Here is a 24,070-nt window from a genome sequence, read left to right on the forward strand (position 1 = left end):
TGGCGGGCTTGCTGACGACTGCACCCAACCCGCCCTGGAGGCGGGTTTTTTCTCTCTGTCTTCCGGGCTTCGAACACCACCCAGGAGACCTCCCATGACCCGCGCCAACCGCCAGGACCCGCAACTCGGGCTGCTTGAAGGCTATGTGAAGAAAATCCTCGCGGCGCCGGTCTATGACCTGGCGGTGCGCACGCCGCTGCAATTGGCGCCGGCCCTATCCCAAGCACTGGGCAATCAGATCCTGCTCAAGCGCGAAGACCTGCAACCGACCTTTTCCTTCAAGATTCGCGGCGCCTACAACAAGTTGTCACAGCTCAGCGAGGCGCAGCGTCAGCGTGGGGTGATTACCGCCTCGGCGGGCAATCACGCCCAGGGTGTAGCCCTGGCGGCGCGGGAGCTGGGTATCGAGGCAACCATCGTCATGCCCACCCACACCCCGGAGCTGAAGGTGATCGGGGTGCGCAGCCGTGGGGCCGAGGCGGTGCTGCACGGGCCGAGCTTTCCGTTTGCCCTGGCCTACGCCCTGGAGCTTGCGGCGCAGACCGGGCGCACCTTTGTCTCACCGTTCGACGACCCGGATGTGATCGCCGGGCAGGGCACCGTGGGCATGGAGATCCTGCGCCAGCAGCCCGGGGCGCTGGATGCGATCTTTGTACCGGTGGGTGGGGGCGGGTTGATCGCCGGGATTGCCGCCTACGTCAAGTACCTGCGCCCTGAGGTGCGCATCGTGGGCGTGGAGTCCGAGCACTCCAATTGCTTGCAAATGGCGCTCAAGGCCGGGGAGCGGGTGGTTCTGCCCAGCGTCGGTACCTTCGCCGATGGGGTCGCGGTGGCCCAGGTCGGCGCCCATGGGTTCGAGATCTGCCGCCACTATGTGGATGAGGTCTTGACCGTGAGCAATGATGAACTCTGCGCCGCAATCAAGGACATCTACGACGATACCCGCTCGATCACCGAACCTTCTGGCGCCCTGGCCGTGGCCGGGATCAAGCGCTACGTGGCGCAGCGGCAAGTGCGCGGGCAAACCCTGGTCGCCATCGACTCGGGGGCCAATATCAACTTCGACAGCCTGGGCGGCATTGCCCAGCGCGTGGCCCTGGGCAATGCCGTACCGGCCTGATCAGGCCAGCAACGGACGCATGAAGCTGCGTTCGTAGCTGAGGATGAATTTCTTCTCCAGCAGCGAATCCACCAGGGCCACGCTTTGCGGGTCGGTGAGGGCGATATGGCGGTAGCTTTCGTAGTCGGCCAGGGATGGGAAGCTGAACAGGCAGTAGGCGATATTGCTGGCGCCTTCGGACGGCAGGAAATAGCCGTGGTGGGTGCCACCGAGGCGCTCGACCACCTCGATCCAGGTCTTGGCGTAGGCCTCGAATTCGGCGAGTTGGTAAGGGTCGATCACGTATTTGACATGGCAGGTAATCATGTTCGGCAATCCTTGGAATTCGACGAGGACCTGAATCGGTCAGGGGTGATGCAGCGCCGGCAGCCGACTTACTCGACGCGGGCGCTGTCGATTTTTTTCCCGGCGCTCCAGATCCGGTAGCGCACTTCGACGTCCTTGGGGGCGTAGATCACGATGGGCAGCTTGCTGTTGTAGCGCAGCATGAAACCGTCACCGATCACCGGGACGAACGCGCGATGGCTCTTGCCATCGGGGCAGGCCATCAGGGTGGTCATGGGCCCCGTCACCTGCTCCAGGCGGTAGTACGAATAGCCCCAGCCCTCGAGGGTTTGCTCCTGCAGGTTGCCGCCCAGGCGTTGCTGGTTGCAATCCACGGTCAGGGTCTTGCCCGCCAGGATCTCGACCTTGTAGTCCTGTTCCTGGGTTTTTTTCTGAAGCTGGATGACTTGCCGGTTGAAGCCGGATTCGGCCTTGGGGTAGGGGGCAACGTCTTCAAGTTTGGCGGCGTTCGCCGTTGAGGAAATACCCCACAGCAACAGGGCAATGCCGGCGGAATGGATGGATGTCGAGCGCATGACGCCTCCTTGCGGATAAAAAGAAAGACCCACTCATTTGCGTGGATCAGGGCCGGGGCCCGGGTCGGGCATTCTTACCGCCTGCGCTGGGTCAATGCAAACCGTCCGTCTGCGGTCTGGCAATTTGCAGGGCGCAATGCGGCCTTTGTTGCAGATTGCATGATGTCGGAATGACATTTATGGCCCAAGCCCTTGATTGTCCTAGGCATGCCCGGTGGTCGCCATGGGCATGTTCTGTGCTTCTCATACCCTCAAGCCTGATCTCTTTGTCACACCCGGAAACAGCCTGTGGCGGGGCCATCCCTCCAAATGGATCGATGCCTGCAATCTTGGGTAAAAAGCTTGGAGCTCAGAGCTAAATAGAATTTAGCGGGAGCGGGAAAGCGGCCTAGTCTAGGAGTTGGTCCTGTCTTCATGGAAGGTCAAGGCACGGCCCGGATCGCACCCGAACACGGAAGTCACTGCAGCCCTGCTGTTTTGTCCATTGATTGGCAGTCTCAAATAAAGGAGAGAGTCGCCATGTTTTTATCTGCCCTGGAACTACGCAACATTATTGAAAGCAGTTTTCTGCCCAAACGCTGCCAATGCACCTTGAGCCCGGACTTGTCCATGACGGTGAAAGTCTTTGGCGACCATGAAACCGACCGCGTGGACCTGGTCGTGACCGGCATCGATGCCTCGGGCCTCAATGGTTGCCGGGAAATCAACGAGCTGATCGCCGAATTGCGCTATGACCTGGCCCACAATCCAGGTCAGCAGAGCCTGCCCCAACGAGCCCGTGCCTACTAGTCAAGCAGTGGGGCACCGGGGTTTGTCACCATACGCCTGGCTTGGGTGAACCCCAGGCCCGGGCTGGTTTTTTGCCATGCAATGCGGCGCCGAGCCGGTTTCCCGGTCAGGCGCTGCGTTCAGGTCATTTCCCTTATTTCATTCAGCCGATTCGATAGCGCCCAAGGTGAAGCCGCGCCTCAGGGTATTTCGTGGGCGCATCTGATAACGCCCGGCGAACGGGGCCGGGAGGCAGCGACTGAATCAGGCGCTGTGGCCGGGGTCAGGTGGCAGGGTTGCTGCGCCTGACCCCGGGGCTGTTTCAGTTCTGATCGCTGCAGGCTTCGGACAGTTTGCTGTAGCTGATGTCTTCAAGCTTGCCGGCGTTGTCGATGAACTTCATGTCAGCCGTCACCACCTTGCATTCCAGGGTTGTAGGCTCGGTCATCGACACCACTTTGGCCACGTGCAAGGGCATGCCGTAGTGATAGGGCACGGGGTGTGTGGTGGTGGTATCGGCCTGGGCCAGCCCGGTAACGCCAGTCAGGGCCAGGGCTGCGCCGATCAACAGGATGCGCGCGTTCATAATGAATCTCCGATGCAGACATTAGGTCGCTCAGCGCCGGATGGCCGCTGAACCTGCCGCGGAGGGCATCAGAAGTATCTGAGCTAGCGCGGTCCAGTACAGCTTTGGACCGCGGGATTAACCAATGATTAAGTAGGGAGCTAAGCAGTTGTAGAAAAAAGCCAATCAGTATTCGCGGCCTTGGGGTTGCGGACTCTGCCCCGAGAGCTCCAGTGCCGGCGCCGGCGGCACACAGCCGGGCCGGTAATAGGCGTGAAACCACTCGACGAAATGTCCCAGCCCCTGGGCCAGCGGCGTCTGTGGTCCGAACCCGGTGAGGTTTTCCAGGGCGCTGATGGGTTCCGGCCCTGGGGGCAGGTCATTACCCGGCAAGCTCAGGTATTCAAAGCGGGCCTTGCGGCCCAGCAACTGTTCCAGGGTGGCCACGTAATCCTTGAGTTGCACCAGGCGCTGCCCACCGATATTGAACAGGCGCCGGGGCAGGGTGCTGTCGAGCCAGGCCGGCGATTCGTCCTGCAGTTGGGTGTGGCCCGAGGGCGGCTTGTGCAGCAGGCGGACCAGGGAGTGGACCACATCGTCGATGTAACTGAAGTCGCGCTGATGCAGGCCGTGGTTGAACAGTTTCAGCGGCAACTCCTCGCAAATCGCCCGCGCGAACAGATGGGGCGCCATGTCTGGCCGCCCCCAGGGTCCATACACCGTCAGAAAGCGCAGCGCGGTGGACGGTATACCTTGCAGGCGGCCGTCACTGTCCACCTGCAAGGCACTGCCTGCTTTGCAGGTGCAATGGCTTTCGGGAGCGGCGTAGATCAGGTGTTCAACGGTATGACGTTGGCAGGGGGCCAGGATCGGCTGCAAACCCGCTTGGCTGCAATCAGGCTGCCCATGGGCGTTCGCTTGGGTACAGCGTCCACCGGGCTGAGTGGCAAGGTGGATCACCACCTGCGGGCGGACTTCGGCAAATAGCCGCCCCAGGGCCGGAGCGTCGTTCAGGTCCAGCTGTCGTAGGGGGAATTGGCCCACCTGCTCGGCGACCCAACGCACCCGGTCCTGCTTGAGCTGCGGGTCGTAATGGGCATTGAAGTTATCCAACCCGGTCACCTGATGCCCATCCTTGAGCAGACGCAGTGCCGTATGGGCGCCAATGAACCCGGCTGCCCCGGTGATGAGTATGTTCATGTGTGGCAGCCCCCGTGTTGCGCGACCCCTGAAAGAACGGACGGTGCGCGAGCATACGGCTTGCCTGCAGGATTGCCGGCTAAAGCTCTGATATCCAAGGGAACGACCTCGTCCGTGATGAGCATGATGGGGGTTATTGGCCAGACAGCTGGCGCACGCCGAAAAAACAGCCTTTCCGTATTTTTGACGCTATCACATGCTAAAGACGGTTAATTGACGCGAAGCCGTGTTGTATAAATGACGAGGGTGTAATAAATAAAAAACTAATTCAATATTTACCTTAACTATCAATTAGTTGAAGTGATTTTCTAATCTGATGTATGACTAAGAGAAAGCTGCATCTCCTGTAGGAGAATGCCGACGAGCGGTCATGAATTCGGATCCAAACTTCATGTTGTTTCTCCGTACCGACCCTGGCTACCCGCTGAACCGGGCGACACCGTCAGACTAAGGTCGGGTTTGGTGTCATAAAGCCATCTGCGATGATTGCCGCTCCTCATTGATTCAATCAATTTTGCCCCTACATCCGAATTTGTCGGGTGGATGGGGTCGCTTGTTTTTATCGCTGTATCGATTGGCTGTTGGAGTTTTTTTCATGTGCTGCCCATTTTCTTTGTCCCCTGCGCGCCCGGTCCTGGGCTTCGGCGCTGCCTTGCTCTGCGCCGGTTTTGCCGGCCCGGTGCGGGCTGAAGGTTTTTTCGAAGACAGCAGCGCGCGGCTGGAGTCACGCACGGTGTACTTCAACCGTGATTTTCGTGACGGCCATACCAGTGCCGCACAAGGGGCCTCCAAGCGTGAGGAGTCGGCCCAGGGTTTTATCCTCAATCTGCAATCGGGGTACACCCGGGGCACCTTTGGCTTTGGCCTCGATGCGCTGGGCATGCTCGGGCTCAAGCTCGATTCCAGCCCGGGTCGCAGCAACAGCGGGCTGTTGCCGTCCCACGGCCAGGACCCCAGGGGTTCCGAGGATCAATACGCCAAGCTGGGCCTGACGGCCAAGGTGCGCTTCTCCCGCAGCGAGCTCAGATACGGCGCGTTGCTGCCGGACCTGCCATTGCTCAAGTACAACGACGGTCGCCTGTTGCCAACCCTGTTCAACGGAGCCCTGCTGACTTCCCGGGAGCTTCAGGACCTGACCTTTACCGCCGCCCGCCTGGATCGCTACACCGCCCGTGATTCCACCGATGCCCAGGACATCCGCGTGCATTGCAAGAACAAGCGCTATGCCTGCAACACCACGGCTGATCACTTCGACAGTTACGGGGTCGACTACCGCTTCAATGAGCGCCTGAGCGCCCAGTACCACTACGCGCAGCTGGATGACGTCTATCGCCAGCACTTTATCGGCCTGCTGGCCAATCAGCCCCTGGGCAGCGGCGTACTCAAGGCCGACCTGCGCCTGTTCAAGAGTGCCGACAGCGGCGCCCAGCGTGCGGGCTCGATCGATAACCGCGCCCTGAGCGGCATGCTGGGCTACGCCATCAGCGGCCATACCTTCAGTGCCGGCTGGCAGCGCATGAATGGCGCCAACTCGATGCCGTATCTGGATGGCAGCAACCCGTACCTGGTGAACTACGTCCAGGTCAACGATTTCGCCGCCGCCCAGGAGCGTTCCTGGCAGTTGCGTTATGACTACGACTTCAAGGCCCTGGGCCTCAATGGCCTGAGCTTCCTCACCCGTTATGTCAACGGCGACCACATCAACGTGCCGGGCAGCGCCCAGGCGGGTCGAGAGTGGGAGCGCGACAGCGAGCTCAAGTACGTGGTGCAGCAGGGCGATTTCAAGGGCCTGAACCTGCGCCTGCGCAATGCCACGTACCGCAGCAACTACGAGAAGTTTGCCCGGGATACCGACGAAACCCGGCTGATCCTGAGCTACAACTTCTCGATCCTGTAGCCGCCCGAGTTTCAGGCCAGTTGCTGCCGATAAGGCAGGTCCGGCCCGGTGCGGGTGCAGGTCAGGGCGGCGGCGCCGACCGCAAAGTCGAGCAGGGCGTCGACCTGGGCTTTGCTCAGTTGTGCCAGGCCCGCTGGTGAATCCAGCTGCTGCTCGGTCAGCCAGGCAATCAGGGCAGCCTGGAAGGTATCGCCGGCACCCACGGTGTCGGCAATTGTCACTGGCCGCGCCGGCACCGACCAACTGCCGTGGGCCCGGCTGAAGACCGTTGCGCCCTGGCCGCCGCGGGTCAGGAAGGCCAATTGGCAGCGCTGCTGCAGCCAGCCCTGGATCACTTCGGCAGGGTCCCGGTCGGGGTAGAGCAGGTTCAGGTCCTCGTCGCTGACCTTGATCAGGTCGGCATGCGGCACCAGGCTGCCGATACGCTGGCGCCACAGGCCGATATCAGGCTGCGGATTGAGCCGGACATTGGGGTCGAGGCTGATCAGGCGCTGACCGCTTTCGCGTTGCACCAGCGCTTGCAGGGTGTCGCCAATGGGCTGCACCACCAGGGAAAACGAGCCGATATGCAAGCCGCGTACATCATTGCCCAACAACGGCAGATGGCTCGGTTGCAGCTGGCGGTCGGCGCAGCCTTCGCCGCGAAAGCTGTACTGGGGTGAGCCGTCAGCCCCCACGGCCACCATGGCCAGGGTGGTCGGCGCCTCGAACTGCACCAGGAAATCGGTGCGCACGCCTTCCTCCTGCAACACCTGATGCAGCCGGCGCCCGAGGAAGTCACTGGACAGGCCGGCCAGCAGGCCGACATCGACCCCGAGCCGCCGCAGTCCCACGGCCACGTTGAACGGCGAGCCACCGGCAATGGCCTGGTAATTCACCTTCGAGGTCAGGCCGCTGGCGTCGTCTTTGCTGAAGAAATCGAACAGCGCTTCGCCGCAAACAAGGTACATAAGTCATTACTCATCAATAGGTTACGTGTTTTTATTAAAGCTTCTTCTTGGGTATGTGACCGAATCCCAGGGAATCCATGGCCCAAGGCGCTCCGGCAAGGCGTTTTCTGCAAGCAGAAAGCCCGATTTCATTGGATAAATTCGATGTAAATCAAATAGATAAGACATAATTGTGATGTCGTTTGTACAGTTCGTGATAGGCGCTCACATTCGCCGCAATCGGCAGTGTTTCACTGCCCGGGTCCAGCGTGACACAGCGTTCGCACAATTCGCCCAGGGGGGTGTCGAGCCCGCTCTGGCGCGCCTGGCACCAGGCGGCCTGGATTGCCGCGCCCAGGGCTGCGGCTTCGCTCTGCTGGGTGCAGACCACCGGGGTGTCCATGATGTCGGCGACTATCTGCCGCCATACCGGGCTTTTCGAGCCGCCGCCGATCAGGCGGATGCTGCGGCTTTGCAGGCCATTGTTGCGCAGCAGGTCCAGGCCATAGCGCAGCCCGAAGGTGGTGCCTTCCACCACGGCGCGGCACAGATTGGCCTGGGTCAGGTTGTCCATGGTCAGCCCCAGCAGGCTGCCGGTGGCGTGGGGCAAGGCGGGCACCCGTTCGCCATTGAGGAACGGCAGCATGCACACGCCCTGGGCGCCGATCGGTGCTTGCTGTACCCGCTGGTTGAAGGTTTCCAGGTCCAGGCCCAGCAGTTCGCGCACCGCGCCGGTGGCATTGGTCAGGTTCATGGTGCAGATCAACGGCAGCCAGCCGCCGCTGGATGAACAGAAGCTCGCGACCGAGGCATCGCGGCTGACCTGGGGCTGGTCGGCATAGGCATACACGGTGCCGGACGAGCCGAGGCTGATGGTGATCGCCCCCGGCTGGATATTGCCGGTGCCAATGGCGCCCATCATGTTGTCGCCGCCGCCACTGGAAACCAGGGCGGCAGGGTTGAGCCCCAGGTGCCGGGCGATGTCCGGGAGGATGGTGCCCACCGCCTGCGCGGACTCGATCAGCGGCGGCAGTGCCGCCTGCAAGCGCCTGCTGGGGTCGATATGGGCCAGCAGTTCCAGGTCCCACTGGCGGCTGCGCACATCGAAGTAGCCGGTGCCCGAGGCATCGCCGTATTCGCTGCAGGCGCGCCCGGTGAGCCAGAAGTTCAGGTAATCGTGGGGCAGCAGGATCCGCGCGATACGGGAGAACAGCTGCGGATGGTGCTCCTTGGTCCAGAGCAGCTTGGACACTGTGTAGCCCGGGGCTATCACCAGGCCCAGGCGTTCCAGCGAACCGGACTCGCCCCCCAGCCATTCCAGTAATCGGTCGTTTTCCGCGGTGGATTCGGTGTCGCACCACAGTTTGGCCGCACGCAACACCTGGCCCTGGTCGTCGAGCAGCACCAGGCCGTGCTGCTGCCCTGAAACGCCGATGCCGAGGATCTGCTGGCCATCGACTCCGGCCGCCTGCAAGGCCTGTGCGGCGGCGTGGCTGAAGGCTTGCAGCCACTGCTGGGGGTCTTGTTCACGCCGACCGTTGTCGCCGCTGATCAGGCTGTGGGGGGCCGCGCCCAGGCCCAGCACCTGACCGCTGTGGGTGTCGAGAATAATCGCCTTGGTGCCCTGGGTGCCGCAGTCGATCCCCAGAAACAGCTGCTGTGTGGTCATGAATCACCCTGCGCAAACTATGAAATCCAGCGTTTTCAGCCGTGGCTGGCCAGCACCCGCTCCAGGGTCTTGCTCACGCCGTGCTCGCGCAGGCTGGCCAGGCAGCGTTCGAAGGCTGCGACAAAGGCCGGCGAGCGGGCAAGGGCGCTGCCGAAGATTTCCTCGACCCCCAGCAGGCGCTGGGTCAGCAGGGCATCGTCGGCCACCAGGCTCTGGCAGAACTCGGCGCGCGGGTCGGGAATGCTGTAGCGCGTGCCGTTCTCGTCGACGCCCTTGAGGTACAGGGCCCAGGCCGCCACCACCAGGGCCGCGCGCTCGGTGTCGCGGCCGTCGGCAAGCAGGCGGTTGAGGGTAGGCACGGTGAACTTGGGAAACTTCGATGAACCGTCGGAACAGACCCGCTCCAACTGGTCGGCAATGGCCCGGTTGGAGAAGCGCGCCACCAGGGTGTCCTTGTAGTCGGCGAGGTCGATGCCTGGCACCGGCGCCAGTTGCGGGGTCACGTCCAGGTCCATATAGGCGCGCATGTAGGCGACGAACAGCGGGTCGGCCATGGTCTCGTGGACAAAACGGTAGCCCTTGAGGAACCCCAGGTAGGTCAGGGCCAGGTGGCTGCCATTGAGCAGCTTGATTTTCATCTCTTCGTAGGGCGTGACGTCGTCGGTGAACTGCACACCGACCTGTTCCCAGGCCGGGCGTCCATTGACGAACTTGTCCTCCAGTACCCACTGCACAAAGGGTTCGCAGACCACCGGCCAGGCGTCGTCCACCGCGTGCTGGTCGTGCAGCTGCAAGCGGTGGGCGGTGCTGGTCATGGGCGTGATGCGATCGACCATGGCGTTGGGAAAGCTGACGTTGGCGGCAATCCAGTCGTGGAGGTCGGCGTCGCGCAGGGCGGCAAACGCCAGCAGCGCCTTGCGGGTCACCGCGCCGTTGTGCGGCAGGTTATCGCACGACATCAGGGTAAAGGCCGGGGTGCCGGCGGCCCGGCGTCTGGCCAGGGCCGCGCAGAGAAAGCCGAACACGGTTTTCGGCTGGGTCGGGTGGGCCAGGTCGTGCTGGATCTGCGGCAGGTGGGCCATGAACTCGCCGCTGCTGTCGTCGATGCAGTAGCCGCCCTCGGTGATGGTCAGGGACACGATGCGGATCTCGGGGCTGGCCAGTTTCTCGATCAGGGCCTGGGCGCCGTCCTCGGCCAGCAGCATGTCGCGGATCGCGCCGATGACCCGGACCTCGGTGTCGTCGCCATCGCCCAGCTCGAACAGGGTGAACAGGTAGTCCTGTTCCTTCAGGTCATCCCGCGCGCGGCGGTCTTCGGCGCGCAGCCCGATGCCGCAGATGGCCCAGTCCAGGCCGCTGCCGGTGTTCATCAGGGCGTCGGTGTAATACGCCTGGTGCGCGCGGTGGAAACCGCCAACGCCAATATGGGCGATGCCATGGCGCGTGTCGTCCAGGGCGTAGGCGGGCAGTTGCACTTCAGAGGCGAGGCGGTGCAGGTTGGCGTGGTTGAGTTTCATCGCAGGTTCTCGGCTATCAGGCGGCGGCGCGCAGCGGGCGGGTCAGCGCCACGCCGTCGGCATCGAATAAATGGCAGTGTTCGGCGTCCAGGTGCAGGCTCAGGGTTTCGCCGTAGCGGCTGGCCAGGTCGCCGCGCACGCGCATGGTCAGGGCTTCGCCGGAAGCGGTCAGCACGTGGCAGAAGGTGTCGCTGCCCAGGCGTTCGCTGACGTCGGCCGTGACCTGCAGGGTGCAATCGCCGGGTTGGGCCAGGTTCAGGTGTTCCGGGCGGATGCCCAGGGTCACGGCGCCGCCGACGCTCAGCTTGGCGCCGCTCAGGGGCAGGCTGATGCGGGTGCCGGCATCCAGCAGCACTTCGCAGCCCTGGCTGTCGATCCGGGTCACCTGGCCCTTGAGAAAACCCATCTTCGGCGTGCCCAGGAACCCCGCGACAAACAGGTTGGCCGGCTGATGGTAGAGCTCCAGGGGCGAACCGACCTGCTCCACGCGGCCGCTGTTGAGCACCACCACCTTGTCCGCCAGGGTCATGGCTTCGACCTGGTCGTGGGTCACGTAGATCATGGTCGCCTGCAGTTCCTTGTGCAGGCGCGCCAGCTCCAGGCGCATCTGTACCCGCAGCGCGGCGTCGAGGTTGGACAAAGGCTCGTCGAACAGGAATATTTTCGGGTTGCGCACAATCGCCCGGCCAATGGCCACGCGCTGGCGCTGGCCGCCGGACAGCTGCTTGGGCTTGCGTTCGAGCATCGGCCCCAGTTCGAGGATCCGCGCCGCTTCATTGACCTTCTTCTCGACCTCGGCCTTGGCCACCCCGGCCAGGTCCAGGGCGAACGACATGTTCTTGCGCACGCTCATGTGCGGGTACAGGGCATAGGTCTGGAACACCATGGCCAGGTCGCGCTTGGCCGGGCTGACCTCGGTGATGTCGCGCCCGTCGAGCTCGATGGTGCCGCCGCTGACTTCCTCCAGCCCGGCAATCAGTCGCAGCAGGGTCGACTTGCCGCAGCCCGACGGGCCGACGAATACCACGAACTCCTTGTCGTTCACCTCCAGGTCGATGCCCTTGATGATGGAGAACCCTTCGAAACCTTTTTGCAGATTGTTGATTTTCAGGTGGGCCATGATGGGCCTCCGCTTCTAAATTCGTTGTTGTTTGAAGGTGCGGTTACTTCACAGCGCCGAAGGACAGGCCCCGGACCAGTTGTTTCTGGCTGATCCAGCCAAAGATCAGGATCGGCGCACAGGCCAGGGTCGACACCGCGGACAACTTGGCCCAGAACAAGCCTTCGGGGCTGGAGTAGGAGGCGATCAACGCGGTCAACGGCGCGGCATTGGAGGAGGTCAGGTTCAGCGACCAGAAGGCCTCGTTCCAGCACAGGATCAGCGACAGCAGCACAGTTGAAGCCAGGCCGCCCTTGGCGATCGGCAGCAGTACCCGGACCATTTCCTGCAACAGGGTGGCGCCGTCCAGGCGCGCGGCCTCGAGGATGTCCCGGGGGATGTCCTTGAAGTAGGTGTAAATCATCCAGACCACGATCGGCAGGTTGATCAGGGTGTAGATGATGATCAGCGCTATCCGCGTATCCAGCAGGCCGAAGCTCTTGGCCAGCAGGTAGATCGGCATCAGTACCCCCACCGGCGGCAGCATCTTGGTCGACAGCATCCACAGCAGCGTGCTCTTGGTGCGCTGGGTTTCGTAGAAGGCCATGGAGTAGGCCGCCGGCACCGCAATCAACATCGCCAGGGCCGTGGCGCTGAAGGAAATCACCACCGAGTTCCAGGCAAAGGCGAAGTAATTGCTGCGCTCGTTGATGTGCAGGTAGTTCTCCAGGGTCGGCGTGAAGATGAACTGCGGCGGCGTGGCAAAGGCGTCGATTTCGGTCTTGAAGCTGGTCAGCACCATCCAGAAGATCGGGAAGAAGATCAGGATCGCGATGGCCCAGGCCAGGGTGCCGAGCAGCAGGCTTTGCAGGCGGCGGGATTGTTGAAGCGTCATGGCGCGGCCCTCAAGGCTTGTCAGTCAGGTTTTTGCCGAGCATGCGGACCAGGATGATCGCCGCGATATTGGCGATCACCACCGCGATCAGGCCGCCGGCAGAGGCCATGCCCACGTCGAACTGCACCAGCGCCTGGTTGTAGATCAGGTAGGCGAGGTTGGTCGAGGCGTAGCCGGGGCCGCCGTTGGTGGTGGTGAAGATTTCGGCGAACACCGAGAGCAGGAAGATGGTTTCGATCATCACCACCACGGCGATGGGGCGCGCCAGGTGGGGCAGGGTCAGGTGCCAGAAAATCGCAATCGGCCCGGCACCGTCCAGGCGCGCGGCTTCCTTCTGTTCCTGGTCCAGGGACTGCATGGCGGTCATCAGGATCAGGATGGCAAAGGGCAGCCACTGCCAGGACACAATGATGATGATCGACAGCAGCGGGTAGTGCGCCAGCCAGTCCACGGGCTCGGCGCCGAACAGCTTCCACAGGGCCGCGAGAATCCCCGACACCGGGTGGAAAATCAGGTTCTTCCAGATCAGCGCACCAACCGTGGGCATGATGAAAAACGGCGAGATCAGCAGCACCCGCACCAGGCCGCGGCCGAAAAACTCGCTGGCCTCCAGCAGGGCACTGATCAACACCCCGAACACCACACTGATCAGCAGCACGCTGCCCACCAGCAGCAGGGTGTTGGTGGCGCCGGGCAGGAAGCCCGAATCGGTGATGAAGTAGGTGAAGTTTTCCAGGCCGACGAATTGGTTTTCGCCGGGGTAGAGCAGGTTGTAGCGAATCAGCGAGAAGTACAGGGTCATGCCCAGGGGCACGATCATCCACAGCAGCAACAAGGCCACCGAAGGGCTGACGAGGAACCAGCCGGGGTTGATCAAGCGGCTTTTACGCGGCTTGTCCGGGGTCGCGGTTTGCACGGGGGCAGTGGTGGTATTCATGGCGATCACAGGCTCGTTAGGCGGCGGGGCCTTGCGCCGAGGGGCAGGCTCCCGCGGCGCAGTGGGGGCATCTACAGACTATTTGGGGTAACCGGCGCGCTTCATTTCGCGCTCGGTGAAGGTCTGTGAATCCGCCAGGGCTTTTTCCACGGTCGAGCCGCCGGTCAGTGCGCTGGAGAAGAACTTGCCGACCTGGGTACCAATGGCCTGGAATTCAGGAATGGTCACCAACTGGATGCCCACATACGGCACCGGCTTGGCCGATGGGTCTTTGGGGTCGGCGACTTTCAGCGATTCGAGCGTCACCTTGGCAAAGGGCGCCGCCTTCATGTACTCGTCGCTGTAGGTCGAGGTGCGGGTGCCTGGCGGTACGTTGGCAATCCCATCGGTCTTGGCGACCAACTGGCTGTATTCCTTGGACGTGGCCCAGGTGGTGAAGACCTTGGCGGCGTCCTTGGCTTTGGAACTGGTCGGAATCCCCAGGGACCAGGAGTACAGCCACGAAGCACCTTTTTCGGTTTTCTCGTGGGGGGCAAAGGTGAAGCCGACGTGGTCAGCCACCTTGCTCTGAGTCTTGTCGGTCACGAACGAGCCGGCGACGCTGGCATCGACCCAGATCGCGCACTTGCCGCTGTTGAACAGGGCGAGGTTTTCGTTGAAACCGTTGCTGGAGGCCCCCGGTGGGCCGGATTTCTTCATGTTGTCGACGTAGAAGTTCAGCGCGTCTTTCCATTCCGGCCCGTTGAATTCGGGTTGCCACTTCTCATCGAACCAGCGCGCACCGTAGCCGTTGGCCAGGGTGGTGATCAGCGCCATGTTCTCGCCCCAGCCGGCCTTGCCACGCAGGCACAGGCCGTATTGCTCTTTGCTCTTGTCGGTGAGTTTTGCCGCGAACTCGCCGATCTGGGTCCAGGTCGGGTGCTCGGGCATGGTCAGCCCGGCGTCCTTGAACAGGTCGGTGCGGTAGTAGGTGATCGAGCTTTCGGCGTAGAACGGCAGGGCGTACAGCGCGCCCTTGACGGAAAGGCCGTCGCGTACGGAAGGGAAGACATCCTCCAGGTCGTAGTTCGCCGGCAGGTCTTTCATCGGCTCCAGCCAGCCCTTGGCGCCCCAGAGTGCGGCTTCGTACATGCCGATGGTCAGCACGTCGAACTGTCCGCCCTGGGTGGCGATGTCGGTCGTCAGGCGTTGGCGCAGTACGTTTTCTTCGAGCACCACCCAGTTGAGCTTGATGTCCGGGTGTTCGCTCTCGAAGGTTTTCGAGAGTTTTTGCATGCGAATCATGTCGCTGTTGTTGACGGTGGCGATGGTGACGGTCTGTGCCGCGAAGGTGACGCCGCTGAGGGTCATGCAGGTGGTGACGAGCAGAGCTTTTACCGAAGGTTTCATCGTGCACTCCTCTTCCGGGCCCAGGGGGCGACAGAAGGACGGTTATTGTTTTTGTGTCTTCCGCAGACCAGGAAGATGTGCGCTGATTACAGCCCTCAAAACCCTCGCTGACAAATCATCCCTGACACTTTAATCGATACTTTTTTGCACTCGGTGCCAACAGCCATATCCCCAGCGATCGCTGTTTGAGCGGGCCCGGGCTCAATGGGCGCTGCAAGAAAGGCGCAAAAAGCGTATTGGTTTTGGTGTGGGCACGGGCCTCTCAGCCAAAAGGCCACTGGCTTTTTAGCCGCCACTGCCTAAGATGGCCGACCCATCCCCCCTGTACAGGAAGCTGTTAAGCGCGATGTCGGAAAAAGACACCATTTCCATTCACCTGGTGCGTGAAGCGCTGTTGCAGAGCTGTGCCCGTGGTGCGGCCAGCGTTGAAGCCCTGAATAAGGTCGGCATCGACCCGCAGTTGCTCGATGACCCCGCCGCCCGAGTTCCGGCCACGGCCTATGCGCGCCTGTGGCGCTTGCTGGCGCGGCGCCTGGACGATGAGTTTTTTGGCATGGACCCGCGCAAGCTCAGGTCCGGCAGCCTGGCGTTTCTGTGTCGTTCGTCCATGGCCCAGCTCAACCTGGCGGCGGGTCTGGAGTCGGGGCTGGGGTTTCTGTCGCTGATGCTCGAACGCCTGCCGGCGCAACTGGTGCGCCAGCAGAGCCTGGCAGAAATCGTGCTGCTGGAGGACGATCCGCAGCCGGGTCGCGCCTTCACTTACTTCACCTACTGGATGATCGTGCACGGCGTGGCCTGCTGGCTGGCCGGGCGGCGGATCCCGATCCTGGCCATAGAGCTGCGGTGCCCAGAGCCGGACTTCTGCGACGACTACAAGGTGATGTTTTCCGAAAACCTGCGTTTCGACCGGCCGCGCACGCGGATGATCTTTGCCGCCGACTGCCTGGACCTGCCGATCAAGCGCAGCTTCGAAGAACTCAAGCGCTTTTTGGCCCATGCCCCGGCCAATATCCTGGTCAAGTACCGCGACCCGCAGAGCCTGGCCAGCCGCATCAAGCACGACTTGCGCCAGCTTGCGGCCGAGCAGTGGCCGGAGACCGAGAGCCTGGCCCTGAGCCTGTGCATGTCAGCCTCGACCCTGCGCCGGCGTCTGGCGGAAGAGGGCCAGACCTACCAGGGCCTCAAGGACAGCGTGCGCAAGGAGCTGGCGATCATCTGGCTGGCCGAGCCGCAGATCAGCTTTGCCGAAATCGCCAGCCGCCTCGGGTTCGCCGATGCCAGCTCGTTCTACAAGGCCTTTCGCAAATGGTCCGGTTCCAACCCCGGGCATTACCGCAGCCTGATTCTCAACGAAGCCCACTGACCCCGCGCAGCGGTCAGGCCGAGCGCACTTGGCGGCGCGCGGCCTCTTCGCGCACGGCGGGGAGGATCCAGCGCCCGTAGTCGACGGTGTCGTACAGCGGGTCGTAACCGCGGTTGAGGAAGGTGGTGACCCCCAGGTCGACGTAGTCCAGCAGGGCCTGGGCCACGGTTTCCGGGGTGCCGACCAGGGCGGTGGTGTCGCCATAGGCGCCGACGGCGGTGGCGGTGGGCATCCACAGCGCGCGGTCATGGCGGTCGCTCCGGGCGGCGGCGGCCAGCAGGCGTTCCGAGCCGGTGCCCTTGATCCGTTTCTGCCAGGGGCTGCCGGCGGCGAACTGCGGGTTGGCCTTGATCTGCGCCAGGATCTGCTCGGCGCGTTGCCAGGCCAGTTCCTCGGTGGCCCCCAGGATCAGCCGGACCGAAAGGCTGACCCGGGGTGCCGCGACTCCAGCGGCCTGGGCGGCGGCCTTGAGTTTGGCGATCTGCTCGGCGACCCCGCTCAGGGGCTCGCCCCACAGCGCATACAGGTCCGCATGCTTGACCGCGATCTGGTAGGCGATGTCCGAGGACCCGCCGAAGGAAATCGGAATGTGCGGCTGTTGCAGCGGCTTGACCGGAGAAAACGCGCCCTTGATGTTGAAGTACTGCCCCTCGAAATCGAATGGTTCCTCGGCGGTCCAGGTACGGCGCACGATCTCCAGGTACTCGTCGGTGCGTTTGTAGCGCTCGCTCTTGTCCAGCAGGGTGTCACCTTCCTGGGGTTCGGCGGTGATGCCGGTGATGGCATGCAGGCGAATTCGCCCGCCGCCGGTGGTGTGGTCCAGGGTGGCGAAGGCCCGGGCAGCGACGGTCGGCGCCGTGAGGGCCGGGCGGTGGGCAATCATGAAGCCCAGGCGCTCGGTGTGGGCGGCGGCATAGGCGGCGATCTGCAAGCTGTCGGCACTGCCCGGGCCGCTGGCGATCAGCACCCGGTCAAAGCCGGCGTGCTCATGGGCGCGGGCGTGGTGGCGAATGAACTCCAGATCAAAATCCGGGCTGCGCATGCCCCGGGTCTCGGACCATTGGCGAGGGAAAATCATGCCGACAAATTCAATGCTCATCTTGGGTTTCCTGAGGGTGTGATTAATCAATCCGTAGCGGCTCTGTAGCCGCTGCCGCTACAGCTGTTAAAACTGGTAATCCACCTGGGCCAGCAGGGTGCGGCCGGGCATGGGTTGCAAGAAGGTGTTGGTGGAGCCGGCGAGGCCGCTGACGAAGTTCAGTTCGTTGGTCAGGTTGAGCACGCGCAAGGTGGTGCTCCACTGGGGCTGGCGGTAGTACAGGGCCAGGTCGAGGTTGTATTCGTCGGGAATCTTCACGGTCTTGCTCAGGTTCAGGTACCAGCTGCTGGTCCACCAGCCGGAAAGCTCGGCGCCAAAACCTGAGTCGAAGCGGTAGTCGACATAGCCACTGGCGGTGTATTCCGGGATTTGCACCGCGTCGAAGCGCCCGGAAGGCCGCTGGTTGAGGCTGTTGTTGTCGCCGAACACGGTGCCGTTGTCGGCGACGAAACCGGCCGAGGCAAAGCCTGCCTGGGAGGTGAACTCGTTGTAGGCGTTGAGCTTGGACAGATTCAGGCCGCTGCGCAGGTGGTCGCTGGGTTGGTAGCGCAGGGTGGATTCCACGCCCTTGATCACCAGCCGCGCGATGTTGTTATTGCTGTCCGGGGCCTGGTCGCGGGCCTGCTTGAACGCGGCCAGGGTCATGAACAACTGGTCGGGCACGGCTTCGACCTTCAGCCCGACTTCATGCAGCACGCTCAGGCTCTGGAAGGCCAGGGGGTTGAGTTGGTTGGCGCCAGCGCCGCTGCCCCAGCCCAGGCCGTTGGAGAAGAACCCGGTATTGACCGCCAGGGAGCGGTCGAAGGTGTAGTACAGGGTGCTGTTTTCGGTCGGCTTGACGTAGGGGCTGACCTGGAACGAGAACAGCCGGTAGTTGTTGCTGTCCTTGCGCGGGTTGCCGCCGGCGAGGACGAAGGGGTTTTCGATCTCGGCATCGATCCAGCTGCGGCTGGCGCCGATGTTCAGGCCCAGGCGCTCGCCGAAGTGCAGGTTGTGCTGGCTGAACAGGGTGCGGGTGGTCCAGGTGCTTTCGGCGGTGTAGGGCGCCACGGATTCGGCGTACAGGCCGTGGCCGGCGGGGTACATGGCACCCAGGTTGAGCCAGCCGTAGTAGCTGGAGTACTGGGGCACCCCGGGCTGGCCGATCCAGGCGCCATTGCCGCCGGCAGGGTTGCTGCCGGTGAGCCCCAGCAGGTCGCCGGGGTTCTTGCCCGATGGGTCCTGAGTCAGGTCGTAGGCGTTGATGGTGTTGCCGAAGTTGTTGTTGGCGGCAATCGACTGGTTGAACTCGCGGCGGTAGATCAGCCCGCTGTTGCTGTCGTCGCGCAGGGTCCAGTCGCCGAGTCGGGTTTCATTGCGCGAGCGGAACTCGAAACGGTTGTCGAACAGGTTGTCCCTGGACTGCACCTGGAACGAACCTACGGCGTCGGTCAGGTCCCTGGAGCGCTGGTAGAAGGTGCTGTTGGCCAGGGTGATGCTTGGCGACAGGTCAGCTTCGACCCGCAGCTGGGTGGTGAAACGCCGCGAGCTGTTTTCGTCCTCCTTGCGCTGCCCGGTCTGCGACGACAGCGAGGTCAGGCCGTTGCCCGCCAGGGTCGGGTCATAGACCCAGCCGCGCAGGCTGCCGGGGCTGGCCTGGGTGTTGGGCGAGGCGGTCTGGAAGCTGCCGTCCACCACTGCGTACTGGCCCTGGGCGTTGCGCTGGCGCTGGACCCAGCCCAGGGTCGGTGCATCGGCGGCCCCCGAGGCCAGGACCGGCGACCACAGGGTGTTGCCGTTCTGGATGATCGGCGTGGCGCGCCCGGCATAGTACTGGCCGCTGTCCACCAGTTGCTGGGTGGCGCGGTTCCAGCCGTGGGTGATGTTGTAGTCGTAGTAATTGTCGTAGCTGGCGTTCCAGTCGACCCGCACGCTGTCGTTGCGCCAGGCCAGGGCACCGTAGAAGGCGTCGAAGTTATTGTCGACGTTGTCGTAGAAGTCCTGCTGGCGCTGCTTGGTGATGCTCATGCGGTACGCCAGGTTGTCGCTCAACGGCCCGGTGTTATCGATGCTGAATTTGCTCGAGTCCCGGGACTCGCCATCGGGAATCCACGACCCCAGCTCGCCGCTGAGCTTGGTCTTGAACTCGTTGAAATTGGGTTTCTTGCTCAGGTAGTTGACGTAGCCACCGCTGCCGGACACCGAGCCGTAGGTCACGGAAGAGGGCCCGGCGACGATATCGGCACCCTCGTAGGCGTTGAAGTTGGCCGGGTGGCGCACGCCATAGGCGCGCTGACCGTCCTGGAACACTTCCGAGCCCTGGGCCCGGAACTGCGGGGCGATGCCGGCGTTCTGCCCGCCACCGCGGGTGATGCCGGGGGCGTACTTGACCAGGTCATCGGCGCTGCGGATCGAGTCGTTGGCCAACTGCTCGGCGTTGACCTGGGTCACCGAGCGCGGGGTGTCGAGCACTTTGCCCTCAAGGCCACCGTAGACCGAGGTCGGCGGGCGGGTGGGCAGGGCGTCGTCCTCGGACTCGCTGGCGCTGGCCTGGACCGTGACGGTTTGCAGCTGGGTATCGGCGGCAAACGCCTGGATCGGCAGGCTTGCAGCCAGCAGCAGAGGTAAACGCAAGGCGATAGCGTGCATGGCAGAAATGCCCCTTGAAAAATGGGAGATCGATGTCGAGTCGCGAGTGGGGCGAGACAGCAGGCTGCCTCGCCACCCTGTCAGGCGGTGTCTTTGAGCCAGAGCTTTTCAAAACGCCAGGTGCTGAACAGCGACTGCTCCGCTTCGGCGCCGCCGACCCGGGTGGCCACGCTGTCCAGCAGATCGGCGTAGCCCCAGATCAGCATGCCGCCGCGCTCGTACTGGATCTGCTGCACCTGGTGCACCAGGGCCTTGCGTTTCTCCAGGTCGGGCTGGGCCATGGCCGCCAGGAACAGCTCGCTGAAATGCGCGTCGCTGAAGTGAGTCTTGTTGGCCACGGCAAAGGGCGCATCGGTGTGAATCGCGCTGGCCAGAAATGGTGCGCCGATGCTGCCACCGGTGCTCAGGGTCCAGTCGTTGCGCAGCGGGCCCTGGAAGGTCGCGAGATCCACCTGCTTGACCTTGAGGGTCACGCCAATACGCTTGGCCTGTTCCGCCAGCACCAGGGCCGAGGTCAGCCCCGGGCCGGGGGTGGTCACCAGTTCCAGCTCCAGGTGTTCCTGGCCGGCTTCCTTGAGCAGTTGCGCTGCGCGCTGCGGGTCGTGGGCCCGTGGCCCGAGGCTGTGGTTGAAGGTCGGGTCGCTCGGCGCATACAGGTCGTTGGCCACCCGGCCCTGGCCGTTGAGGGCGCGGCGCACCAGCTCCTCGCGGTCCGCCAGGAGGCGAAACGCCTCGCGTACCCGTGGGTCGTTGAAGGGTGGCTTGTCCAGGTTCATGTCGAAAGACAGCCAGTTGCCGGTCACCGACTTCAGCACCTTGAGCCGCGGGTCGCGCTGCAACACCTCCAGTTGTTCGGTGGGCATGACGTTGGCCATGTCGATCTGGCCGGAGCGCAGGGCCGCCAGGCGCGACACCTGGTCCTTGAAGTCGATGATCTCCAGCTCATCGGCGTAGGGCTTGCCGTCTTTGTAGTAATTCTCGAAACGGGTGAACAGCGAGCGCTGGCCGGGGGTGAAACTCTTCAGCTTGTAGGGGCCGGCACCCACCGGGTTGGTCACCGGGTGGTAGTCCACCGGGACGATGCCGCCAAAGTTGACCCAGGTTTCCGCCAGGGGCATGTAGCTGCGGCCCTCGCGAAAGCTCAGGCGCACCGTGCGCTCGTCGAGTTTGACCAGGTTGTCGCGGTCCACCCAGTGCAGCAGCGCGGCGTAGGGCGAGGCCAGTTGCGGGTCGGTCAAGCGGCGGATGGAGAAGATCAGGTCATCGGCGTCGATGGTCTTGCCGTGGTGGAACTCCAGGTCCGGGCGCAGGCGCAGAGTCCAGCTGCTCGCGTCGGCATTGGGCTCGGCAAACTCGGCCAGGGCCAGGCGCGGCTGCATCTGTTCGTCCCATTCCCAGAGCTTGCTGTACAGCGCAAAGCCGCGAACGATGCCGCTGCCGATGGGCTTGTGGGCATCCAGGTTGCCGCTCTGGTTACCGTCGAGGATGCCCAGGCGCAGGCGCCCGCCGTAACGCGGCGTGTCGTCGTTGAGGGCCCCGACGCCGGCCGCTGCGGGCGGGTCGCTGCGTTGATCGCAACCGGCCAGCAGGCTGCCGCCCAGCAGCAGGCCGCCGCCGAGGGCGACACTGTGGCCGATAAAGTCCCGCCGACTGATTAACAACCGATGATCCTGGCTCATGGCATCAGGCTCCGGCCGGGCCGTTGGCGGAGCGCAGCTCCAGCGGCGCTTCCTGGGGCCGGCTGAGCTCGGCCCGTTCGCCGCGAAAGTGCGGCAGGATGTGCTCGCCCAGACGGTAGGCCTCTTCCAGGTGCGGGTAGCCGGCCAGGAAGAACAGATCAATGCCCAGGGTGTTGTACTCACGGATCCGCGCCACCACGTTTTCATAGCTGCCGACCAGGGCGCAGCCCGGCGGGATACCGATGTAGCCGAAGCCGGTCCAGACATTGGGGTGGATGAAAAAGTCGTCGAAGCCCTGGGTCTCGTTCTTCTGCGCGAATTCGGTTTCGTAGCTGAGCTTGCGCGCGGTGCGCAACCCGGCGTGGGCGGCCACCGCCTTGACCGCACCACGGGCAATGCCTTCGTCGAAGAAACGCTTGGCTTCCGTGCGTGCCAGCTCTTCGGTCTCGCGGGTGATGACGTCGATCGACAGGCCGAAGCGGATATCCGTGCGCCCGTATTTCAGGGCGCGCTGGCGAATGTCGGCAATCAGCGCGGCGATCTCGTCCGGGTGCTCGGCGCGCATCAGGTAGAAGTCCGCATGCTTGGCGGCGAACTCCCGGGCCGGAATCGACGAGCCGGCGGTGCAGATCAGCGGCAACTCGGCCTTTTTCAGCGGCCCGCGCAGGCCGCCGCCTTCGGCCCGGTAGAAGCGACCCTCGTAGTGGAAATTCTCGTTGTGCCAATAGCCTTTGACCACGTCCATGAACTCGATGGCGCGCGCATAACGCTCGTCGTGGTCGCTGAAGTCGCCGACCTGGCGCTGAATCGCATCCGAGCCGCCGTTGATGATGTTCCACACCAGGCGGTTGCCGGTGGCGCGCTGGTAGGTCGCCGCCTGCTGCACCGCGACCCAGGGCGTGTAGTGATAGGGCTGGAAGGCGGTGACAAACTTCAGGCTGCGGGTTTCCCGGGCCAGCAGCGAGCACACGGTCCAGGGCTCTTCGCCGGTCGGCGCGTTGACCATCAGCGCGCCGCCGAAGCCGTTGATTTCCGCCGCCCGGGCGATCTGCCCCAGGTAGTCGATGTAGGTGAAGTGGTCGCCAACGCTGAACCCCGAGACCGCACCGGTGCTGGGGCCGCCGCGGTGCCAATCGCCACGGTTGCGCGGGTCGCCGGGGAGGAACTGGGTTTCGCCGTGCAGTGGCAGGCGGGTAAAGAATTCAATGCTCATGGGCGGGTCTCCGGCTTACTGCACGCTGGGGTTGCAGATGGGGGTGATGGGCTGGTCGTTGATCACCTTGTGGGCAAAGGGCACCGAGTCCTTGAGCGAGGCGTTGACCGTCTCGCTATGGCCCAGGCCCTTGTACAGGTGGCCTTCGACCACCGAACCGGTCTTGCAGGCGTCCTGCATCAACGCCACCTGGGTCGAGGCGGCAGGGGTTTTGTCCTCGGCGCCGGTGCCGATAAAGATCGGCTGCGCCAGCTTCAAGGTCGGGTAGGAGACCTGCTTCTGCCAGGCGGCCAGTTGATTGCCCTGGTAGTCCTTCTTGGCGTTGGCCGGAGTCAGGCCGACGCCGACCACATCACTGACCAGCGCTGCCAGGCAACTGGTGCGGGCCTGTTCGAACAGCGGCAGGGCCTTGTCGGTGTAGAAATCCCGGGGGTCGATGCTCGGGTCGTACTGCTGAGCGGCCAGCAGGGTGTAGAAGCCGTAGGCCAGGGAGGCGTCGACCTTGTTCGGGTCCTGTTCGCCGACGTTTTTCGCGCCCACGGTGTAGATCACTCCGGTGCCGATGCTGCCCTTGACCCCCAGTGTAGGGCCGTAGGTTGGGGCATAGGCGGCCGAGGCGAAGGCGCCGGCGCCGCCCTGGGACTGGCCGATGATCAGCACCTTGTTGGCCAGCCCGGGAACCCCGGCGACCACCGCCTTGGCGGCGTCGAGGATGCCGTAGGCGGCCATGCGGTTATTCAGCAGCGGGTGCCCGCCCGGGACGCCGAGGCCCTGGTAGTCGCTGGCGACAATCGCGTAGCCCTCATCCAGCCAGCGGCTCAGGTACTGCACGTCGCGGTAGGAGCGGCCTTGCCAGGAGGGCGCGCAGACATCCGCCACGCCCACCGTGCCATGGCCCCAGCTGGCCACCGGCCAACCGCCGGCCGGCGCCTTGCCCTTGGGCAGGAACAGCGTGCCGGAGACCACGATCGGGGTCTTGTTGTCGATGCCGTCGGTGGAGCTGTAGAGAATCCGCTGGGCGCTGGCGGCATTGGGCAGGCTCAGGGTCTTCTCCAGCGGTTCGCTGCGCAGCAGTTTGCCCGGGGTGGCGGGGATTGCCTGCTGCCAGGTGTAGAAGGCCGAGACGCGGCCGTCGCCTTGCAACGGGTCAGGTTTCGGGGCGTGGGTCTCGGCAGCCAGGGCACTGAGGGACAGCGTCAGGATGCTCAGGCCGAAGGCCAGTCTTGGGGCGAGTTTCATCGGG

20 protein-coding genes are annotated in these 24,070 nt (G+C 63.6%); 4 read left to right on the forward strand and 16 right to left on the reverse strand.

Annotation, left to right across the window (positions count from 1 at the left end):
• Positions 1-94: 94 nt before the first annotated feature.
• On the forward strand, positions 95-1,120 hold the full coding sequence (ilvA, locus tag MF4836_RS23120) for a threonine ammonia-lyase, biosynthetic (RefSeq protein WP_078472224.1): 1,026 nt from the start codon (positions 95-97) through the stop codon (positions 1,118-1,120).
• On the opposite strand, the gene MF4836_RS23125 is transcribed toward ilvA, so the two are convergent.
• A complete protein-coding gene (locus MF4836_RS23125; protein WP_020298058.1) occupies positions 1,121-1,426 on the reverse strand; it encodes an NIPSNAP family protein in 306 nt (101 codons plus the stop codon).
• Between the two features lie 68 nt (positions 1,427-1,494).
• On the reverse strand, positions 1,495-1,980 hold the full coding sequence (gene eco / locus MF4836_RS23130) for a serine protease inhibitor ecotin (RefSeq protein ID WP_078472225.1): 486 nt from the start codon (positions 1,978-1,980) through the stop codon (positions 1,495-1,497).
• Between the two features lie 519 nt (positions 1,981-2,499).
• On the opposite strand from eco, the gene MF4836_RS23135 reads away from it, so the two are divergent.
• The gene (locus MF4836_RS23135) at positions 2,500-2,769 is read left to right on the forward strand and encodes a DUF1652 domain-containing protein (RefSeq protein ID WP_020298056.1); all 270 of its coding nucleotides are present in this window, start codon (positions 2,500-2,502) and stop codon (positions 2,767-2,769) included.
• A gap of 301 nt (positions 2,770-3,070) precedes the next feature.
• Here the strand turns inward: MF4836_RS23135 and MF4836_RS23140 are convergent, their stop codons facing one another.
• Both MF4836_RS23140 and MF4836_RS23145 read right to left on the reverse strand, forming a co-directional pair.
• Positions 3,071-3,334 (reverse strand): DUF2790 domain-containing protein, encoded by a 264-nt coding sequence (locus MF4836_RS23140; protein ID WP_078472226.1) that lies wholly within the window; start codon positions 3,332-3,334, stop codon positions 3,071-3,073.
• Between the two features lie 165 nt (positions 3,335-3,499).
• A complete protein-coding gene (locus tag MF4836_RS23145) occupies positions 3,500-4,513 on the reverse strand; it encodes an NAD-dependent epimerase/dehydratase family protein (RefSeq protein WP_078472227.1) in 1,014 nt (337 codons plus the stop codon).
• Positions 4,514-5,108: 595 nt separating this feature from the next.
• Between MF4836_RS23145 and MF4836_RS23150 the strand changes: the two genes are divergently transcribed.
• On the forward strand, positions 5,109-6,410 hold the full coding sequence (locus tag MF4836_RS23150) for an OprD family porin (RefSeq protein ID WP_078472228.1): 1,302 nt from the start codon (positions 5,109-5,111) through the stop codon (positions 6,408-6,410).
• Between the two features lie 11 nt (positions 6,411-6,421).
• Here MF4836_RS23150 and MF4836_RS23155 read toward each other — a convergent pair whose 3' ends face one another.
• From MF4836_RS23155 to MF4836_RS23185, 7 genes are all read right to left on the reverse strand, one after another.
• Positions 6,422-7,360: a carbohydrate kinase family protein gene (locus MF4836_RS23155; RefSeq protein WP_078472229.1), complete on the reverse strand. Its 939-nt coding sequence runs from the start codon at positions 7,358-7,360 to the stop codon at positions 6,422-6,424.
• Between the two features lie 151 nt (positions 7,361-7,511).
• On the reverse strand, positions 7,512-9,008 hold the full coding sequence (gene xylB / locus MF4836_RS23160) for a xylulokinase (protein WP_078472230.1): 1,497 nt from the start codon (positions 9,006-9,008) through the stop codon (positions 7,512-7,514).
• A gap of 35 nt (positions 9,009-9,043) precedes the next feature.
• Positions 9,044-10,525, reverse strand: coding sequence for a mannitol dehydrogenase family protein (locus MF4836_RS23165; protein ID WP_078472231.1), 1,482 nt, complete (start codon positions 10,523-10,525; stop codon positions 9,044-9,046).
• A gap of 16 nt (positions 10,526-10,541) precedes the next feature.
• Positions 10,542-11,645 (reverse strand): ABC transporter ATP-binding protein, encoded by a 1,104-nt coding sequence (locus MF4836_RS23170; protein ID WP_078472232.1) that lies wholly within the window; start codon positions 11,643-11,645, stop codon positions 10,542-10,544.
• A gap of 43 nt (positions 11,646-11,688) precedes the next feature.
• Positions 11,689-12,519 carry a carbohydrate ABC transporter permease gene (locus MF4836_RS23175; protein WP_078472233.1) on the reverse strand — a complete coding sequence of 277 codons (831 nt, stop codon included), beginning with the start codon at positions 12,517-12,519 and terminating at the stop codon, positions 11,689-11,691.
• A 10-nt stretch (positions 12,520-12,529) separates the two neighbouring features.
• Positions 12,530-13,456, reverse strand: coding sequence for a carbohydrate ABC transporter permease (locus MF4836_RS23180; RefSeq protein WP_078472234.1), 927 nt, complete (start codon positions 13,454-13,456; stop codon positions 12,530-12,532).
• 78 nt (positions 13,457-13,534) lie between these two features.
• Complete coding sequence (locus tag MF4836_RS23185) at positions 13,535-14,845, reverse strand: ABC transporter substrate-binding protein (RefSeq protein ID WP_078472235.1); 1,311 nt, start codon at positions 14,843-14,845, stop codon at positions 13,535-13,537.
• Positions 14,846-15,191: 346 nt separating this feature from the next.
• Between MF4836_RS23185 and MF4836_RS23190 the strand changes: the two genes are divergently transcribed.
• Positions 15,192-16,208: an AraC family transcriptional regulator gene (locus tag MF4836_RS23190; protein WP_078472236.1), complete on the forward strand. Its 1,017-nt coding sequence runs from the start codon at positions 15,192-15,194 to the stop codon at positions 16,206-16,208.
• Positions 16,209-16,221: 13 nt separating this feature from the next.
• On the opposite strand, the gene MF4836_RS23195 is transcribed toward MF4836_RS23190, so the two are convergent.
• From MF4836_RS23195 to MF4836_RS23215, 5 genes are all read right to left on the reverse strand, one after another.
• A complete protein-coding gene (locus MF4836_RS23195) occupies positions 16,222-17,307 on the reverse strand; it encodes an LLM class flavin-dependent oxidoreductase (protein WP_078472237.1) in 1,086 nt (361 codons plus the stop codon).
• Positions 17,308-17,373: 66 nt separating this feature from the next.
• Positions 17,374-19,935 (reverse strand): TonB-dependent receptor plug domain-containing protein, encoded by a 2,562-nt coding sequence (locus MF4836_RS23200; RefSeq protein ID WP_078472238.1) that lies wholly within the window; start codon positions 19,933-19,935, stop codon positions 17,374-17,376.
• Between the two features lie 80 nt (positions 19,936-20,015).
• Positions 20,016-21,614, reverse strand: a complete 1,599-nt coding sequence (locus MF4836_RS23205; protein WP_078472239.1) for an ABC transporter substrate-binding protein — start codon at positions 21,612-21,614, stop codon at positions 20,016-20,018.
• A gap of 4 nt (positions 21,615-21,618) precedes the next feature.
• Positions 21,619-22,827: an LLM class flavin-dependent oxidoreductase gene (locus MF4836_RS23210; protein WP_078472240.1), complete on the reverse strand. Its 1,209-nt coding sequence runs from the start codon at positions 22,825-22,827 to the stop codon at positions 21,619-21,621.
• A gap of 15 nt (positions 22,828-22,842) precedes the next feature.
• Positions 22,843-24,066 (reverse strand): lipase family protein, encoded by a 1,224-nt coding sequence (locus MF4836_RS23215; RefSeq protein ID WP_078472241.1) that lies wholly within the window; start codon positions 24,064-24,066, stop codon positions 22,843-22,845.
• Positions 24,067-24,070 lie beyond the last annotated feature (4 nt).

It is taken from the genome of Pseudomonas sp. MF4836 (assembly GCF_002018875.1).
Taxonomy (GTDB): domain Bacteria; phylum Pseudomonadota; class Gammaproteobacteria; order Pseudomonadales; family Pseudomonadaceae; genus Aquipseudomonas.

Excerpts from the sequence above, each read along its gene's own strand:
- ilvA (WP_078472224.1), top strand. The coding sequence starts at position 95 with ATGACCCGCGCCAACCGCCAGGACCCGCAACTCGGGCTGCTTGAAGGC.
- MF4836_RS23125 (WP_020298058.1), bottom strand. The coding sequence starts at position 1,426 with ATGATTACCTGCCATGTCAAATACGTGATCGACCCTTACCAACTCGCC.
- eco (WP_078472225.1), bottom strand. The coding sequence starts at position 1,980 with ATGCGCTCGACATCCATCCATTCCGCCGGCATTGCCCTGTTGCTGTGG.
- MF4836_RS23135 (WP_020298056.1), top strand. The coding sequence starts at position 2,500 with ATGTTTTTATCTGCCCTGGAACTACGCAACATTATTGAAAGCAGTTTT.
- MF4836_RS23140 (WP_078472226.1), bottom strand. The coding sequence starts at position 3,334 with ATGAACGCGCGCATCCTGTTGATCGGCGCAGCCCTGGCCCTGACTGGC.
- MF4836_RS23145 (WP_078472227.1), bottom strand. The coding sequence starts at position 4,513 with ATGAACATACTCATCACCGGGGCAGCCGGGTTCATTGGCGCCCATACG.
- MF4836_RS23150 (WP_078472228.1), top strand. The coding sequence starts at position 5,109 with ATGTGCTGCCCATTTTCTTTGTCCCCTGCGCGCCCGGTCCTGGGCTTC.
- MF4836_RS23155 (WP_078472229.1), bottom strand. The coding sequence starts at position 7,360 with ATGTACCTTGTTTGCGGCGAAGCGCTGTTCGATTTCTTCAGCAAAGAC.
- xylB (WP_078472230.1), bottom strand. The coding sequence starts at position 9,008 with ATGACCACACAGCAGCTGTTTCTGGGGATCGACTGCGGCACCCAGGGC.
- MF4836_RS23165 (WP_078472231.1), bottom strand. The coding sequence starts at position 10,525 with ATGAAACTCAACCACGCCAACCTGCACCGCCTCGCCTCTGAAGTGCAA.
- MF4836_RS23170 (WP_078472232.1), bottom strand. The coding sequence starts at position 11,645 with ATGGCCCACCTGAAAATCAACAATCTGCAAAAAGGTTTCGAAGGGTTC.
- MF4836_RS23175 (WP_078472233.1), bottom strand. The coding sequence starts at position 12,519 with ATGACGCTTCAACAATCCCGCCGCCTGCAAAGCCTGCTGCTCGGCACC.
- MF4836_RS23180 (WP_078472234.1), bottom strand. The coding sequence starts at position 13,456 with ATGAATACCACCACTGCCCCCGTGCAAACCGCGACCCCGGACAAGCCG.
- MF4836_RS23185 (WP_078472235.1), bottom strand. The coding sequence starts at position 14,845 with ATGAAACCTTCGGTAAAAGCTCTGCTCGTCACCACCTGCATGACCCTC.
- MF4836_RS23190 (WP_078472236.1), top strand. The coding sequence starts at position 15,192 with ATGTCGGAAAAAGACACCATTTCCATTCACCTGGTGCGTGAAGCGCTG.
- MF4836_RS23195 (WP_078472237.1), bottom strand. The coding sequence starts at position 17,307 with ATGAGCATTGAATTTGTCGGCATGATTTTCCCTCGCCAATGGTCCGAG.
- MF4836_RS23200 (WP_078472238.1), bottom strand. The coding sequence starts at position 19,935 with ATGCACGCTATCGCCTTGCGTTTACCTCTGCTGCTGGCTGCAAGCCTG.
- MF4836_RS23205 (WP_078472239.1), bottom strand. The coding sequence starts at position 21,614 with ATGAGCCAGGATCATCGGTTGTTAATCAGTCGGCGGGACTTTATCGGC.
- MF4836_RS23210 (WP_078472240.1), bottom strand. The coding sequence starts at position 22,827 with ATGAGCATTGAATTCTTTACCCGCCTGCCACTGCACGGCGAAACCCAG.
- MF4836_RS23215 (WP_078472241.1), bottom strand. The coding sequence starts at position 24,066 with ATGAAACTCGCCCCAAGACTGGCCTTCGGCCTGAGCATCCTGACGCTG.